The sequence below is a fragment of the Alkalibacillus filiformis genome (genome assembly GCF_030814115.1).
Taxonomy (GTDB): Bacteria; Bacillota; Bacilli; order Bacillales; family Alkalibacillaceae; genus Alkalibacillus; species Alkalibacillus filiformis.
Genome location: NZ_JAUSUP010000001.1, coordinates 1 through 16461, shown reverse-complemented (window position 1 = coordinate 16461; position 16461 = coordinate 1). Strand labels below are relative to the sequence as shown.

19 protein-coding genes are annotated in these 16461 nt (G+C 38.4%); 10 read left to right on the top strand and 9 right to left on the bottom strand.

Going from position 1 to position 16461, the window contains the following annotated elements:
• Window positions 1-158: 158 nt before the first annotated feature.
• The 5 genes from J2R98_RS00095 to J2R98_RS00075 all read left to right on the top strand — a co-directional run bounded on the left by J2R98_RS00095 (window position 159) and on the right by J2R98_RS00075 (window position 4805).
• A complete protein-coding gene (locus J2R98_RS00095; RefSeq protein ID WP_307064888.1) occupies window positions 159-1157 on the top strand; it encodes a FecCD family ABC transporter permease in 999 nt (332 codons plus the stop codon).
• Entirely contained in the window at window positions 1150-2202 is a 1053-nt protein-coding gene (locus J2R98_RS00090) for a FecCD family ABC transporter permease (RefSeq protein ID WP_307064886.1), read from the top strand. The genes J2R98_RS00095 and J2R98_RS00090 overlap by 8 nt, the downstream gene beginning before the upstream one ends.
• A 34-nt stretch (window positions 2203-2236) precedes the next feature.
• Window positions 2237-3073, top strand: coding sequence for an ABC transporter ATP-binding protein (locus J2R98_RS00085; RefSeq protein ID WP_307064884.1), 837 nt, complete (start codon window positions 2237-2239; stop codon window positions 3071-3073).
• Window positions 3042-3860 (top strand): (2Fe-2S)-binding protein, encoded by an 819-nt coding sequence (locus J2R98_RS00080; RefSeq protein ID WP_307064882.1) that lies wholly within the window; start codon window positions 3042-3044, stop codon window positions 3858-3860. Before J2R98_RS00085 ends, J2R98_RS00080 begins: the two co-directional genes overlap by 32 nt.
• Before the next feature lie 195 nt (window positions 3861-4055).
• The gene (locus J2R98_RS00075; protein ID WP_307064880.1) at window positions 4056-4805 is read left to right on the top strand and encodes a TspO-related membrane protein; all 750 of its coding nucleotides are present in this window, start codon (window positions 4056-4058) and stop codon (window positions 4803-4805) included.
• Window positions 4806-4827: 22 nt separating this feature from the next.
• On the opposite strand, the gene J2R98_RS00070 is transcribed toward J2R98_RS00075, so the two are convergent.
• The 4 genes from J2R98_RS00070 to J2R98_RS00055 form a co-directional block, all read right to left on the bottom strand.
• Window positions 4828-5664 carry a hypothetical protein gene (locus J2R98_RS00070; RefSeq protein ID WP_307064878.1) on the bottom strand — a complete coding sequence of 279 codons (837 nt, stop codon included), beginning with the start codon at window positions 5662-5664 and terminating at the stop codon, window positions 4828-4830.
• A gap of 132 nt (window positions 5665-5796) precedes the next feature.
• Complete coding sequence (locus J2R98_RS00065) at window positions 5797-6276, bottom strand: hypothetical protein (RefSeq protein ID WP_307064876.1); 480 nt, start codon at window positions 6274-6276, stop codon at window positions 5797-5799.
• A 57-nt stretch (window positions 6277-6333) separates the two neighbouring features.
• Window positions 6334-6564 carry a hypothetical protein gene (locus tag J2R98_RS00060; protein WP_307064874.1) on the bottom strand — a complete coding sequence of 77 codons (231 nt, stop codon included), beginning with the start codon at window positions 6562-6564 and terminating at the stop codon, window positions 6334-6336.
• Window positions 6557-7129 (bottom strand): hypothetical protein, encoded by a 573-nt coding sequence (locus J2R98_RS00055; protein ID WP_307064872.1) that lies wholly within the window; start codon window positions 7127-7129, stop codon window positions 6557-6559. The genes J2R98_RS00060 and J2R98_RS00055 overlap by 8 nt, the downstream gene beginning before the upstream one ends.
• A 186-nt stretch (window positions 7130-7315) precedes the next feature.
• Between J2R98_RS00055 and J2R98_RS00050 the strand changes: the two genes are divergently transcribed.
• From J2R98_RS00050 to J2R98_RS00035, 4 genes are all read left to right on the top strand, one after another.
• A complete protein-coding gene (locus J2R98_RS00050; protein ID WP_307064870.1) occupies window positions 7316-8335 on the top strand; it encodes a hypothetical protein in 1020 nt (339 codons plus the stop codon).
• A gap of 1 nt (window position 8336) precedes the next feature.
• Entirely contained in the window at window positions 8337-8753 is a 417-nt protein-coding gene (locus tag J2R98_RS00045) for a M67 family metallopeptidase (RefSeq protein WP_307064868.1), read from the top strand.
• Window positions 8754-8815: 62 nt separating this feature from the next.
• Window positions 8816-8941 carry a hypothetical protein gene (locus J2R98_RS00040; RefSeq protein ID WP_281284093.1) on the top strand — a complete coding sequence of 42 codons (126 nt, stop codon included), beginning with the start codon at window positions 8816-8818 and terminating at the stop codon, window positions 8939-8941.
• 167 nt (window positions 8942-9108) lie between these two features.
• Entirely contained in the window at window positions 9109-9882 is a 774-nt protein-coding gene (locus J2R98_RS00035; protein ID WP_307064862.1) for a BMQ_0737 family morphogenetic spore coat protein, read from the top strand.
• Window positions 9883-9915: 33 nt separating this feature from the next.
• Here J2R98_RS00035 and J2R98_RS00030 read toward each other — a convergent pair whose 3' ends face one another.
• Together J2R98_RS00030 and J2R98_RS00025 are read right to left on the bottom strand one after the other, a co-directional pair.
• Window positions 9916-11157 carry a metal-dependent hydrolase family protein gene (locus J2R98_RS00030; RefSeq protein WP_307064860.1) on the bottom strand — a complete coding sequence of 414 codons (1242 nt, stop codon included), beginning with the start codon at window positions 11155-11157 and terminating at the stop codon, window positions 9916-9918.
• Between the two features lie 12 nt (window positions 11158-11169).
• Window positions 11170-12336 (bottom strand): hypothetical protein, encoded by a 1167-nt coding sequence (locus tag J2R98_RS00025; RefSeq protein WP_307064858.1) that lies wholly within the window; start codon window positions 12334-12336, stop codon window positions 11170-11172.
• A gap of 250 nt (window positions 12337-12586) precedes the next feature.
• Here J2R98_RS00025 and J2R98_RS00020 point away from each other — a divergent pair, with 250 nt between their 5' ends.
• Entirely contained in the window at window positions 12587-13390 is an 804-nt protein-coding gene (locus J2R98_RS00020) for a DUF2935 domain-containing protein (protein ID WP_307064856.1), read from the top strand.
• 38 nt (window positions 13391-13428) lie between these two features.
• On the opposite strand, the gene J2R98_RS00015 is transcribed toward J2R98_RS00020, so the two are convergent.
• From J2R98_RS00015 to J2R98_RS00005, 3 genes are all read right to left on the bottom strand, one after another.
• Window positions 13429-13845 (bottom strand): universal stress protein, encoded by a 417-nt coding sequence (locus tag J2R98_RS00015; protein ID WP_307064854.1) that lies wholly within the window; start codon window positions 13843-13845, stop codon window positions 13429-13431.
• A gap of 21 nt (window positions 13846-13866) precedes the next feature.
• Window positions 13867-15327 (bottom strand): SulP family inorganic anion transporter, encoded by a 1461-nt coding sequence (locus J2R98_RS00010; RefSeq protein ID WP_307064852.1) that lies wholly within the window; start codon window positions 15325-15327, stop codon window positions 13867-13869.
• A 223-nt stretch (window positions 15328-15550) separates the two neighbouring features.
• On the bottom strand, window positions 15551-16234 hold the full coding sequence (locus J2R98_RS00005) for an RluA family pseudouridine synthase (protein WP_307064850.1): 684 nt from the start codon (window positions 16232-16234) through the stop codon (window positions 15551-15553).
• Window positions 16235-16461 lie beyond the last annotated feature (227 nt).

Here is a 16461-nt window from a genome sequence, read left to right as displayed (position 1 = left end):
TTTACAAAACTTATAATACGACCATTCAATTTAAAAGTCAATACTATCTCACAAAATAAATGAGAATGATTATCAAAGTTTAATTGACAATCATTCTCAACCACCTTATCATTAATATAGGGAATAAATAAGTTGCAACGTTGAAAGGTCATTCTTTTATGTTAAAACATCATACATTCAAAATAAGTGGGATTTTTTTAGGAATCTTAATTGTCGTCTTACTTATGTGGTCAAGTGTTATTTTAGGTTTAACGAAAATTTCAACACAAGACGTCATTGATTCTTTTCTTAATTTTGATGGATCAAATCAACATATTATTATTCAAGATACAAGAATTCCAAGAGCTCTAATTGCTGCATCTGCTGGTGCAAGCTTAGCTATTGCGGGTGCAGTTATGCAAGGATTAACCCATAACCCACTAGCCTCTCCAAGTATCTTCGGGATCAATGCCGGGGCAAGTTTTTTCGTCGTGCTAGGGGTAAGCTTTTTTGGCGTCACTTCACTTGAAGGTTTTACATGGTTGGCCTTTACAGGTGCTGCTATTGCCGCGATCATCGTTTACGTACTTGGTTCTATGGGACGTGATGGCTTAACACCGATTAAAATCACTTTAGCTGGAGCTGCAATGGCAGCTTTATTCTCATCTTTAACACAAGGAATGCTAACTTTAAATGAACGCTCCTTAGACCAAGTGTTGTTTTGGCTTGCTGGGTCTATTCAAGGACGTGATCTTGATTTACTAATTGGATTACTTCCATACCTTCTTGTTGGTTGGCTATTGTCACTCATAATCGGCAAACACATGAACATATTAGCGATGGGTGAAGACGTTGCAAAAGGACTTGGTCAACGCACATTAATGATTAAGTTATTTGGTGCCTTAATCGTCGTATTACTAGCTGGTGGTACAGTTGCAATTGCTGGTCCAATTGGGTTTATTGGCATCGTCATTCCGCATGTCGCAAGGTGGTTTGTCGGAATCGATTATCGTTGGGTTATTCCATATAGTGGCTTACTCGGGGCGATGCTTTTACTTACGGCAGACATTGGAGCTCGTTATGTCATAGCCCCACAAGAAGCACCTGTTGGAGTCTTAACGGCCTTAATCGGTGTTCCCTTCTTCATCTATATTGCAAGGAGGGGCATAAATGAATAAGTATAAACCTTTTCGTTTTTATAAAATATCATTTCTAATTGATCAAAAATCGCTCATTACGATTACAAGCTTAACGCTTATATCAATCGTGTTAATGATTATTAGTCTTGGCATCGGACAAATGCAAATTTCACCAATAGAAGTTGTAAAAGCTTTATTTAACTCAAGTGGTGATATGGAAAATCTCGTCGTCCAATCTTTTCGAATGCCACGCATTTTACTCGCGGTGCTAGCCGGAGCAGCGTTAGCGTTATCTGGCGCAATTTTACAAGGTATTATTCGAAATCCGCTTGCATCTCCCGATATCATTGGTATAACTGGTGGTGCCGCTTTAACAACTGTCATCTTTTTAGCGGTATTTAGTGATCGAAGTAATTCTTTAACCTTAAGCATCCACTGGCTACCACTTGCATCTTTTATCGGCGCAATTGCTTTAGGGTTTATTGTTTATTTTCTCGCTTGGAAAAATGGTGGGATCACACCAATTAGACTCGTTTTAATTGGTGTAGGTATCGCGATGGCAGTCCAAGCGGTTACGACGATGATTATGATATTAGGTCCTATTTACACAGCTTCACGAGCTAATATTTGGCTTACAGGTAGCTTGAATGGAACGAACTGGAATGAAATAATCTCAATTACGCCATGGATTGTAGGAATGGTATTCATCCTATTTATATATGCGAGACGATTAAATATACAAGAACTTGGTCAAGACTTATCGGTTAATGCTGGTGGTTTCGTTCAAAAAGATCGCTTCATGTTACTCTTATTAAGCTCTGCTTTAGCTGGTGGTGCGGTTGCATTTGCTGGAGGGATCGGGTTTGTTGGACTTATGGCCCCACACATTGCTAGAAGACTTGTCGGGTCAGCTTTCGGTTCCTTACTTCCTGCATCAGCTTTAATCGGTGGCATTATCGTCTTAATTGCGGATTTAATCGCACGAACAGCTTTTATGCCGCTTGAGGTGCCTGCTGGTGTTTTCACTTCAGCGATTGGTGCACCTTATTTCATTTATTTGCTTTATCGCAGTCGTAATCAATAACTGACTGCCCTTTTGGTAAAGGAGGACAATTTTTATGGACGCAATTACAACTAACACTTTAACACTAGGATATGGTGAGGAAGATATTATAAAAGAATTGGATTTACACATACCTAAAGGTGAAATAACCGTTTTCATTGGTAGTAATGGCTGTGGTAAATCAACATTATTAAAATCACTTGCACGACTATTAAAACCGAAAGAAGGATCGATTGTTTTAAACGGTCAGGACATCGCCCATACATCGACGAAAAAAGTTGCAAAAGACTTAGCGATATTACCACAATCACCCGTTGCACCTGACGGGTTAACTGTTTTACAACTTGTAAAACAAGGGCGTTATCCTTATCAAAATTGGTTTAAACAATGGACAGAAGAAGATGAAGAGGCCGTCAATTATGCCATTAGAGTGACCGGCACAGAAGATTTAATTGATCGTAAAGTTGATTCATTATCTGGTGGTCAACGTCAACGTGCATGGATTGCCATGACATTAGCACAAGATACAGATACGATTCTATTAGATGAACCGACAACTTATTTAGATATGACACACCAAATTGAAATATTAGATTTATTACACGATTTAAACGAACAAGAGAATCGTACCATTATCATGGTTCTACACGATTTAAACTTAGCGTGCCGTTACGCTGATCACATCGTAGCCATTCATGACAAGAAAGTCTTTCAACAAGGCGATCCAGATACGATTATTACACCACAGCTTATTCAATCTGTGTTCGGACTACAGTGTCAAGTGACGTGTGACCCTATTTGCGGTTCACCTCTATGCATTCCATACAGTAAAGGTCGTCATATGAAAGGTGTTAATAAAGATGAGCCAACAGTTAACAAACAGCCAATTTAACGACTTAAGTGAAAACTTTCGTATAGAATCTGATAAGGATCCAAATATGTTTGCTCTATCAAAGCTTCGTGATGAGCAGTTTTTGTGTGAAGTGTTGGAAGAAGCCAAAGTAGATTTTGACACAAATAATTTATTTATCGCAGCTTCGCAATTTATCAAACGAATTGGCTTTTTAATTGTCGCCCCAACTCTGTACAATTTAACGAAATATAATCAATGGTTATCAGCTAGCTGGACTAATCAATATATTATCCCTCGTGTTCATAATAACCAGTGGATTCCAAACCTTTATTTAGATCATCATACGGTAACACCGATTGATGAAACTTCACGTAAAAAGCTATTAAAACAGTATCTAGAACAATTATTTACTGACATATCTACCTTAATCGAAAACGTTTCATCTATATCACGTGTACCAAAGCCGATATTATGGGAAAACATTGCAGTCTATATTTATTGGCTATATGAAGTAAAATTAAGCGAAGAAATAGATGAGGATATCATGGCACGTGTCCATCATGATTTCCGCTTATTAATTTATGAATTAGAAGCAAAACAGTTTCAAGAATCATTCCAGCCTCTAAAACGTTTCCACGGGATCAAACGACTAGTGTCTCTTGATGATGATCCTATTCGAATTAGACGGACATGCTGTTTTTATTATGAAGTAAATGTTGGTCATAACTTTTGTAATAATTGTCCAAAATCAGAGCTAAATAAAGCAGCTTGTCGAGCAACAAAAGATTCTTTATATGAGCGTAATATGGTTAGACGTAATGGGTGAATAGCTGGAGACTATTCACCTTATTTATTGAGAAATTCCTTGCACTGCTGATAAATAATAATCGTAATGATCACCGTTCAATCCACGACATCATTGCTGGTACGTTTGTGACTAGTCATCATCCTGATTAAAAAAACATAACCTCGTCCACTGTTGCATATAGTTTACCACTATGGTTTTAAGGAGTTGACGGGGATGAAACAAACAACATGGTTAGCTATTGCCAATGCTGTTGTGCTCGGTTTGACGATTTTTATGAATTACTTAGCCAATGCGTTACCGTTAAATAATCAAACAACTGGGGAAATTTCGGACAGGCTTAATATTTTATTTACACCCGCAGATTATGCCTTTTCGATTTGGGGATTTATTTATTTGTTATTAATTATTTGGGTCGTTATGTTATTTTTAAGCCCTCAAGGCCCGAAAGTGACAAACGAAATTGGACTTTGGTTTATTATTAGCTGTATTTTAAATGTAAGTTGGTTGTTTTTCTTCCATTATGAATACTTCTTCTTAGCACTGATCGTCATGTTAATGTTATTTTACAGCCTTCTCATTATTTACCGCCGACTAAGATCAGATTCATTCTGGTTATTGTGGCGCGTCCCATTTTCGATTTATTTAGCTTGGATCTCAGTGGCGACGGTTATTAATATTGCTGTTGTCTTTAACTCACACCACCTTCACCTTTTGTTCACACCTGAAGCTTGGACTGTGTTATTTATTTGGTTGTCGACTGTTTGGGCTATTTGGTTTATGTATCAAAACACTGATTTGATTTATCCGATGGTCTTTATTTGGGCACTTGTAGGTATTGCGATTAACCGCCCTGACTTACCTGAAATTGAATATAGTGCATGGGCGATGGCAGCTGTCTTATCTATTGTCCTCCTCTATCATTTAATTCCGATGGTAAAGGATTTATATAAAATCAAAAAATAAGCGCTAGGACTCCTAGCGCTTTTTACATTTGATTCAATACATCAGGTCGGTCGACACCTGTACGTAAATTAATTGCTCGGTCGTGCGGGCCGAAGTTAATGACTAAATATGGATCACCTTCATGCTCAAATTCATCTACTAACGTACCTTCATAACGTTCTAACGTTTCAACATTAACGTACGCATATTTCAAATCATCAAATGTTAAATTCAGCGATTCATCAAGACGTTCCATTTCATAACCGTTAAATTTCCAACGACCTTCTTTTACAAACGACATTTCATACTCCGTCGTCTCTCTATAGGCAACATCACCTAATTGAATGAATTGTAGTGTGAATACGTCACCTTCATGTTCCACACTTAATAAAATGTTTAAATCGGCTGGTTGCAATACCGCTAACGTATATTGATATATGAAAAATTCTTTAAAATATAGCTCAGCCCATTTATTTAAAGCAGATTGTGAGACAGTTGACTCAAGTGCTTCTTGTACGATGGCTACAGCTTGCTCATATTGCTCAGTTCCTTCTTCTAACTGAAACCATTCCGTATAATAGTCTTCTTGTATTTCTTCCATTGTTTCAATATTGTCTTTAAGCACTTGTTTTGCAATTTGATCAGCTTCATCAACTGTTAGCTCAGCATTATGATCATTTGGTAAGTCAATTTCAATGCTTTCTTCCTCTTCAATAGAATCAGAAACGACGGTTTCATGATGGTCTTCATGAAAACTGATATACCCTTTGTGACCTTGTTCTCCTTGTAAGTTAAGGTGCTCTGTAGCGCTTTTCATCTCACTTTGCTGACATCCGACTAAAACGATAACTAGAACGACAATGATCCATGTTTGCTTCATTTCTACCGCACCCTTTATACCAATTATTTCAATTTAATTATATTAAAATAATCGGAAAAAGTCGACATTTTAAGGAGAAAATTGTAAGATTTTTGGTAGATTGTTAGATTACTATAAACAAAAAACAGAGACTTAGAAGTTTTCCAAGTCTCTGTTACTTATGAAAATTGCTGCAATGACCCCAATGACTACAGTTAAAATGTGTATGATGAGAAACGTGTATAAATTAAAAAACATACTATTCGTATATTGATTTAACCATCCAAATCGATAAATGACAGATCCAGGTTCACTAGGAGGGCCACCTAAACGATCGATCAATTCATTAGCATTATTTATAAGTGGAATAACTAACAAACTACCACTAATAAGCAACACAACAATCAAAACGAATAAATAAACCTTGTGTTGGTTCTGACTTAAGTTTATCGCCACTTGATAACTCCAATACAATCCCATCACCCAAACAGGCAAAAACAAAATCCCCACTAATAAACCAAGGTTTCCATTACCTGATATAACGTCTGGTGAAACGGTCATTATATTGACGAAGTAAAAGCCAATCCCTGAAATGACTAGAGCGCTAATCCAATACACATATATTCTCTTCATTTTTCTCCAACTTTTAAAAATTTTCTTCTATTATAACATACTAGTTTTTGGCAAGTTCTACCTCTCACCTTTTAGTATACTTAAAATTCCTTCTAATTGGTCTCGTTCTTCTTTAATTAGTTCATCAACGACTGAAGCTAATTGTGAGTCATCTCCACTTTCAACTGGTTGCCCCTCAAGCTTTAACATATATAACAATAGTGCATCGAGTGCTACTTCCCGCTTTTCGTCCCCTTCCAACTGCCGTTCAGCAATCCGCTTCAACAAAGCCGATTCTGGATTAGTCATGTTGTTCCTCCTTTTTCGCCTTTCCACCAGTAATATTAAACTGATTAATCGCAGGCGTACCGCTTGGCTTTTGGTCTGAATACGTAAACCCTAACATGGTAGCTTTGTATGGCATATCTCCTCGCCACTTTAGTTGGAAGTTTGGAAACGATAGCTGTTCACCAGGATTGATCGTCATTTCTTGTGATGGTTTAAGCCAAATTTCATTTTTCTGCTCTGAATGATGGATTCGCTCCCACTCGGCTTGCGCTTGCCTACGACTTTGTTCATTACCATTGGAATTAGAACTAGTATATTTTCCGAAAAACTCAAAGGGATGCTCATCAGAGAATTTAAAACAAATATAAGGTCCTGTAATTGGTTGCGAACCAATGTTCTCAATTACATAATTTCCGAGCGCTAAATGCTCACCACCTTCTTCGTCCATATTAAGTGAAAATGTGAAGTAGCTTAAAACGTCATAGTCCTTCTTGGTTGATTGCTCAATTTTTTGTTTAATTTGCTTAAAATATTCGCTTCGCTGTTGGCGCCACTCGTCAATGCTCTTAACGGTAGACACTTTCATATGGTTCTTCACCCTTTCATATAATGATTACATCTTGATGAACTCCATAAGGGCTCCACTTATAAAATTTATGACAAAAACGGGCAATTATGACTGTCATGAAATTCGTCATCTACCAATATTAACCTACACGATGAAGTTAATAGTTTAATAAAATACTCATATGGACATGAGAGGTGGTCTTTTGTGCAATACCGACTATTTAATATGAAAGAAGTTGAAGAGTTACAAGAACGACTGAAGCTTTATGAGAATATGTTTCAAGATTTTTATGAAAGCGAGGCATTCGAAGACTACTTACTCATGAAAAATGAAGTTCACGCTTTAAAAAAGCAAATCGTAAAAATAGAAGGGGTTTTGAAAGTGGTGAATGAACATCAACAAGAACAAGACCAGAAATTAAAAGCCCAACGATCTGGTCAATCTGAAGAGTTAAAAGCGATTATACAATTGCTTCAAGAAGTTAAAACTGAACTGGCCTCAATAAAAGGTGAGCATGACTCAGCAACTGAACAGCCTACTGAAGAGGAACAGGCAGAGAACGTAGAACAAATAGAAGACAGTTCACCTGAAGAACATGTACAAATACCGTCAAATCAAGTTAACAGTCAAACTTCACGCTTCTTACAAAACGCAAAGCAAACCCAAGTTAAAAAAACGAATAACGAAACTGCTCAACCGAAAAGGTCAACACAACCAAGAAGACAAAGAACACCTGAGTTTCGTCAACTACAACATTTAATCCGATCTAATGCGACGAGTTATGTCCAACCTGATCAAACTAGTCAAAACACTCAATCTGTCGCATCACCAAGGTTTAAAACGCGTGTTAGCTCAGGTCGTACAACAACATCTTCAGGCAATTTTTCTCACACTTTTAGACCACGTAACTATCCAAGTAAGTATGACCAAATTCAGCCGCGTACAAAAAGACGAAAGAGGAAACGTTCTAAACCGAAACAGAGTGCAACTGATCAACCTAAACCAACTGTCCAAACAGATCTAAAACGCCATGAACAATCAGAACAAAAACGAGAATCTCAACCCACTAATGCAAATCAAGCACAACACAATAACAACCAACTATCACAACAATCAAACACACAATCTTTACAGCCAAAACAGCCTACTGAAAAACAACAACCTAATACGCAAGAATCAGTGCTAGAGAAAATTCTCCCCTCTCAGTTTTTCAAAAATAAGTAACATGGCAAAGTCTAAGCTTGTGTTACCACAACGTATTGTTGGGGAAATGGTTAAACTAGCCAAAACTGAACTACCAAATGAATGTTGTGGCGTTTTATCAGGGAGTAATTTACAAGTGACAACGTTTTGGCCGTTAAAAAATGAAGCTCAATCACCTCTTTACTACAGAGTAAGTCCTGGTGAATATCAAAATGTGAAATATGAGATTAGTAGAAAAAATGAACAACTGATCGCAACGTTCCACTCTCACCCGAAAACGAGAGCTACTCCGTCTTATACTGATCGGCTCAACCATCCAGATCAGGCGATTTTAATGCTAATCCTTTCATTAAAGGTCAACCCACCAGAGTTAAAGGGGTATTTTATTGAAGATGTTCACTCTTATGTCCCTTACCCAATTGTTATGAACTCTCAATAACCGCCCTATCTGAAAAGATGAAGTGCGACTATGATAATGTATAAAGTTAAAGGAGTGATTTTATGCGTGCAAAAAGTTCAACAAGTCATTTAAAACAATTACGTGCTACTGACAATTCTAGTAAGACACACAGAGGTGTAAAAAGTAGCCGTCGTCGTCGCGGTGGCTGTGGATGTAGCGGAAAGTAGTGGATGATGTGAAGCTCCTCGTTAGTTTTTTTGTGAGGAGCTTTAATTTATAGACGTTTATATGAATCTACTTCAAACATTAGAAATGATGGTAATAGACTATACCCTCTTGAGGGGTTTCACATAAGGTAAAGTATATTGAATAAAGTGACTATGGAGGTGTAAAGATGAGTTATCGTAAAAATTGTCCCACACAACTAGTCCAGGATGTCCTATGTATTAATACAGAAAAAGTATATGATTGGATCGTCAACGAAGCCAATTTCGATTTAAATATAACGGATGAAGATTTACCTAATGGCATTACATGTGATGATTTCGATAGTGAAGATGTGACATGTACTGTTATCCCAGCAGAAATAGACCCCATCGAAGTGATCAATGTTCAAGACCGACAGTTTGTAATTGATGGCACAGAAATTGAACTACAAATTGTTACGATTAGAAAAAACTTCGTCGTCATTCTTAATTTCCCAACGGATAATGGAAATGGTGATGTTGAGTTAGAGATTGAATTTTCAAGAAGTGAACAGGTCGTACTTTGTGCACCAGAAGGAACTGAAATTGATGTTACGTATACTGAATTAGATTGTTTCATCGTTTCATTCGACTGTGAATTAGGTGATACAGATGAGGATGATACGTTTGATGCGCTAGTCTCAGTTCGATTGTGTCAGAGCATTCAGGCTGTTTATCCAGTAACGTTAGAAATTGAAGCTGACTATTGTCTACCGCGTGAGCCTTTAGCTGTTGGGCCATGCCCTACACCTGTTCGTCCTGAGCAATGCCCTGTATTATTCCCTGTAGGGTCTAATACGAGTGAAAACCGTGCTGATGCAGGTGCTTATGATTATACAGCAGCTCCACCAGAACCAGAAGAATCACAAATGGAAACAGAACAACCATCTGAAGTTGAAACAAACAATGAGCAATCTGAGTAAGCAAAAAACCACCTACAAGAGGTGGTTTTTACTTTACAGTTGATTCTTTTCGACTTTACCATCTTTCATAACGTATTGAACGTGATCGTTATTTGCGAGTGCGTCTAAATCTTCAACTGGATTAACATTTGTAATAACTAAATCGGCTAACTTCCCTTCTTCTAACGTACCGAGTTGTTCATCCCAACCTAAACATTCAGCTGCTGTTTTTGTCGTTGCAACAATTGTGTCCATTGGGGCCATTCCTGCATCACGCATTAACGCTAACTCACGTAAATTCGTTCCATGCTTCATAACACCAGCATCAGTTCCCATAGCGATTTTAACCCCTTTGTCGTAAGCGAGTTTGAAACTGATCTTATGTTGTTCAATCACTTCTTCTGTTTTATCGACTGCTGATTGTGGCATTCCTTTTTCATCAGCTGTTTCTAGAACAGATACTGGTGCGAGTAATGTTGGCACGAGGTATGTTCCATTTTCGACCATTAAATCCGCCGCTTCATCGTCAATGAAAATACCATGCTCAATTGAATGGATACCTGCTTTAACAGCATTTTTAATCCCTTCAGAACCTTGCGCATGCGCCATCACTTTAACACCTTTACGGAAATTAGCTTCTTCAACGATTGCTTCTAATTCTTCTAAAGAAAACTGCGTGAATTCTGGATGGTCTGTTGGGCTTAACACACCACCTGTTGCGTGTACTTTAATAACATCTGCACCAGCTCGAAGCATTTCACGTGTCTTTTTACGAACTTCAGCTACACCGTCACAACGTCCATCTGGCATACCACGGTGACCGGATGGCAAAATGTCAATCACATCACCATTTAATTGAGTACCATCGCCATGACCACCTGTAATCGTTAAAGCATTGACGCTTATTTGGAGACGAGGACCTGTAATTAATCCATTGTCAACTGCTTGTTTTACACCTAAGTCTGTTCCTAGCGCATCACGAACAGTCGTTACTCCAGCTTGAACAGTATCGTTTAAATACTCTTGAGCTTGGTAGTACATGTATGAAAATGGTGTTGTTAAACGTTGCGAAAGCGGTGAGTACTCCATCATCATATGAACGTGAGTATCGATCAACCCTGGTAGGACGGCACCCCCTTTGGCATCAATGACTTGTTCATCACCTTGTTTTTCATAATTCTCACTTGGCCCTACATAAGCTATTTTGTTATTTTCAACGACAACGACTTGTCCTTCTTTCGGTGCCGCACCTGTTCCATCAATTACTAATGCATTTTGAATTAACGTTTTCGTCATAAAACATCCTCCTTAAAGTGTTTGAATTAAAATTCCGGCAATAACAACTGAAGCGACTGTTACTGTTGTAAAACCACCGATTAACATCGGGGATAGTAACTCATCGAAGATCAGCTTCTCTTCTTCTTCGTTACGAGCTGCACTACGACTTACTTCTTCACAAACGATATAATCTCCTGGGAAACCAAATAGTGCCGTTAATGCAACTGGCATACCTTTGTATGGGTGCCATTTTACTAACTTCGATGCGACATAACCACCAAGTGCAATACCAAACGTACCGATTAATAAAATAGTTAAAATTGCAGGTAAGTTATCGAGTACTTGTCCAGGCGTTACATCAGCCATCGTACCGATTACAACGAAAATGATCGCAATCATCGTCATTGTAAACGAGTTGGCGTGACGTAATGATTCATTTTTGTAAAAGCCGATTTTTAATCCGATAATACCGATTGCTAACGCCCATAAACTATAGTGAATGCCAGTAAACTGATCGAGAGCTACAGCAATCGCACCACCGACAAATACGGTAAACAAACGAATCGTTAAGCTATTTTTAACAGGATCTTTACTTGTCACTTCTTTTAAGTCTTCATCTTTTTTAACTGGAACGAAAGTCCCTTCGTCAATTTGTTGTTGAATAACTTTCGCATAGCGTCTCATAAAATTAAGTGCTAGCGGCATACCAAGTATTCCTTGGAATGCGACGACTAAAGCTGGAATGACAACGAGTGCTGTTAGTCCAATTTCAGCTAGTTTTTCTGAAGTAATAATTAATGCGACGACACCACCGCTTAATGGACCAACACCGGCGATTGCTGTTTCGTAATCAAAGAAGAATGTCACTGTTGAAATGACGATAATACCTGATACGAGAACGCCAGCTAAGCCGATTATGACAGCTTTATATTGTACTTTTAAGATCGCCATTGGAATTAACGTTCCCATATGGACAATCGCGACTGCAACTAGAATTCCACCTAACGCAGCGAATTGTGATCGCTCTAATAGATCATCAGGAAAGATCCCTGTCCACACTAAAATTAAATAACCGACCATAGCGGTTAGTAGCATAGGCACTCTTGCTCGTGTTTTAATCGATAACCATTCACCGAAAGCAATAAGTGCAAAAATTAAGGTTGTTGCGATTAATGGTTCATTGATGAGTTGGCCCAATGTTTACCCCTCCAATTAGTTTTAAAGATGACTATAACACCGGCCAACAAGGTTGTCTATAGCTTTTTTCTGATTATTTCAGCAGTTTAAAAAGTTATGACTTTAAAGCGAGTCAGTATAGCTCATGCGTGGCTTGTAGGTAATCGCTTACATAACTTTCAAATATTCATAATATTCAGTATATAAATTTAGTGGTAGGCATGTTCAGTTTTGAATATATTTTACAGAACACTAACAAGGAGTGACTTTTATGAAGAGCAATTTTTTGGAAAGTGCGAAGTTTGAACATGAATTTTGGTTACAAGTTTTAGGTGACCACGCTCGGTTTATTCGAGATTCTCTTTACCCTACCGAAGAAAATGATATTGAAATTGCTGAGTATTTTATTAATGAGTTTGACCGATTATTAGAAAGAGCACGTCAGTTGAGCGAAAATGAAGCCATTCCATTCACACATGAAACTGCTCGAGCGACGGAACAAATGCGTAATTTTAAACTATCGATTATTTCGCGTCATTTAGTTGGTGATATCGGTATTCATTTGTCCCCTACTTTTATTAATCATATGGTCAACGAACTGCAAGAGTATCAACATGTGATGAAGTATTTAAGCGAAGGGCAAGCACCACCTGTGTTTCACGAATTGCATCATCATTTAGTTTGGTTATTGGATGCTTCAGGTCATGCTGGTGCGATTAATGAGGATTTAGATGCTGTTGAAAAGAGGCTTAAGGAGAAAAGTGATGAATTCCGCGAGCACTTCGACCAATTTTACATAAAGGCAGTTGAATTAACCGGCTATTTACGTGCGAATGTTGATAGTTTTCCTGCTTTAGATCGTTTTAATAGTGATGTTGAAGTGGAGCTTAATTTATTTAGAACGTTTTTAAGTGAAATTGAGGAGATGGAATTGTCGAATACAGTATTAAGTACTTTCTCTGAGTTGATGGCTGATCATATGTATCGAGAGGAATGTTATTACTTAATGAAACTAGCTGAATCATCTAATACGACAGGACCCGATTGTGATCCAACTGCACCGCGTACAGAATAAAAAAATGGCGAACGCTTATATTTAGCGTTCGCCTGCTTTTATTTTACAATCATGACTGGACTTTCAACACGTTTAGCAACTTTGTGGCTGACACTACCTAACACGAGTGTTTGTAGTTGATTCAAGCCACGACTTCCGATAATCGTACAGTCATACTCGCCTTCATTGGCAAATTTAACAATGCTTGGTCCTGGTTCACCATGAAGCATGTGTACTTCATGTGGAACATCTGATTGTTCTAAACGTTCTTCTACCGGTTGGATTTTTTCACGGCGACGTTTCTCAATTTCGATCTTATTCGCGTGTCGAAGCACGTCTTTTTTCGATGTATCACCATCAATAACAAAAACGACATCGATTGTACCTTCTGAACATTTCGCAAGATGGATTGCATGTTCAGTTGAGCGCAGCGAGTGATCTGAACCATCTGTCGCTAGTAAAATACGTTTATACATAACGTTCACCCCATTTTGACATTAGTGACCTGAAGCTTTCGATAGACCACCAATGCGTTCTTTTAGCTCTTGGCTTTCACTGTTCAACCCTGTGTAAACAACAGTTGTACCGTGATTTTCAAACTTACCTTCAATTTTATCTAACGCACCAATTGCTGAATCATCCCAGAGGTGAGCGCGAGTTAGATCAATTTCCACTACGTCTAGTGTATTTTCAGTATAATCGATTTTATTTACAAAGTCAGTAACAGACGCGAAGAAAATTTGTCCTTCGACGTAATAATTTCTCTTAGCACCATTTTGTTCAAGTTGCTCAGTTACTTTGACTTTAGAAATTTTAGCCGCAAAGAAGATCGCGCTTAATAACACACCAGCGAATACGCCTTTTGATAAGTCGTGTGTAACAACAACTGTTACAACGGTCGTCAACATAACTGCGGCATCTGTTTTAGGCACTTTGTGTATGTTAAGCGCAGATGACCAATCAAACGTACCGATTGAAACCATTATCATAACACCGACTAAAGCTGCCATTGGAATTTGAACGACGACGTTACCTAACGCAATGATCAGGAACATTAAGAAAACACCGGCAACGAGTGACGATAGCCGTCCTGTACCACCAGACTTAACGTTAATAACCGATTGCCCAATCATCGCACAACCTGCCATACCACCGAAAAAACCAGTTGTTACGTTCGCATAACCTTGTCCACGTGATTCTTTGTTTTTATCACTTTCTGTATCTGTCATATCATCCACAATATTCGCTGTTAGTAATGACTCTAAAATACCAACCATCGCTAACGCTAACGCATATGGGAAGATAATTTGTAGTGTTTCAAAGTTTAACGGAATTTCAGGAATTAAGAACACTGGTAATTGTTGTGTTAAGTTTCCTAAATCACCAACTGTACGCATGTCAAAGCCCATGTAAATAACAGCACCTGTTACGACGACAAGTGCCACAAGTGGAGCTGGTACAGACTTAACGAAACGCGGTAATATATATATAATAGCTAATGTTAAACCAACCATGGCATACATAATCCAATTTTCACCATGGAAGTGCTCGATCTGCGACATAAAAATTAAAATTGCAAGTGCGTTTACGAATCCGACCAACACTGAACGTGGTACGAATTTCATAACAGCTGCTAATTTAAATACTCCGAATAATATTTGTAAAATACCTGTCAAAATCGTCGCAGCGAGTAAATACTGCAAACCGTGATCGGCTACTAATGTCACCATTAAGAGTGCCATCGCACCAGTCGCTCCAGATATCATACCTGGTCGACCACCTAGAATCGCAATCACAACTGCAATACAGAATGACGCATATAGACCAACCATCGGGTCAACACCAGCGATAATTGAAAAGGCAATCGCCTCAGGAATTAACGCCAAAGCTACAACAATTCCAGCAAGTACATCTCCTCTAACATTACCAAACCATTCTTGTTTTATTTTTGCTAACAATTTTTACTTCCTCTCCATCTGTAAATCTCGGATGTTTTGTAGCTAGCGTTAATGACGCATTTTTTCGCACAAAACCTTCAACATCATAACACAGCGGAAGAGGAACTCATAACGGCATGTAAGCGTGTACATTAGAAACATACTTTAAAATGCTTAAAATTGCTTTGAATTTCACCCACATTTTAAAAATGAACTTTTTTTGAATTAATATATGGAAGGAATACTAAATATGGTCATTGAAAAGTTGCCACGGCCTATCATTCGGTGGAGTAGACGTGAACAATTTTTCATCTTTTAAAGTAGGGTGTGCTAAACCAAGTTGGTGCGACCATAGCGCAATCTGTTGTCCTGGCTTGTTCACTTTTGCCCCGTACTTTTGATCACCATAAAGCGGACAACCGATATTAGCAAACTGCACGCGAATTTGATGCGGACGGCCTGTATGAAGATTCACTTTAACGAGCGATAATCCTTTTTCATGACCGAGCACTGTGTATTCTAAAGTGGCTTTCCTCGCCTCGTTGTGATCTTTTGATGTAACATAAACTTGATTTTTGCGTTTATCTTTATAAAGATAGTCTTCTAGGCGGGCCTGTTGCTTTTCTGGGAAGCCTCGAACCACCGCAAGATACTCCTTAGTCATCGCATGCCGACGAACTTGATCCGACAATCTAGATGCAGCCTTCGACGTTTTCGCATACACCATCACACCACCAACTGGGCGATCTAGCCGATGTACAAGCGCAAGGTAGACATTCCCCGGCTTTTCATCACGTTCCTTAATATAATCTTTCAAAGCCGTCAGCAAATCGAGATCCCTCGACTCATCCTCCTGCACCGGCATATTGACCGGCTTCTCAATGACTAATAAATGATTATCCTCAAAAATAATATGGAAATTATTCATGTATATACTCCTTTTTAACGATGTAGTTCATATATTAGCATAAAATGGGGTTGGGTGTCCGACATTAATTCCGTTCCGTCCGGCAATTATGACCCCTTGTCCGACATTAACCCCACTTCGTCCGGCAATTATTGACGTTCTGTCAATATATTGGACATGTTTTTGCTCTCATAAGGCAAACTTTTAATCCATATGAAAGAAGATGCTTTCATATGGAATCCTCATGT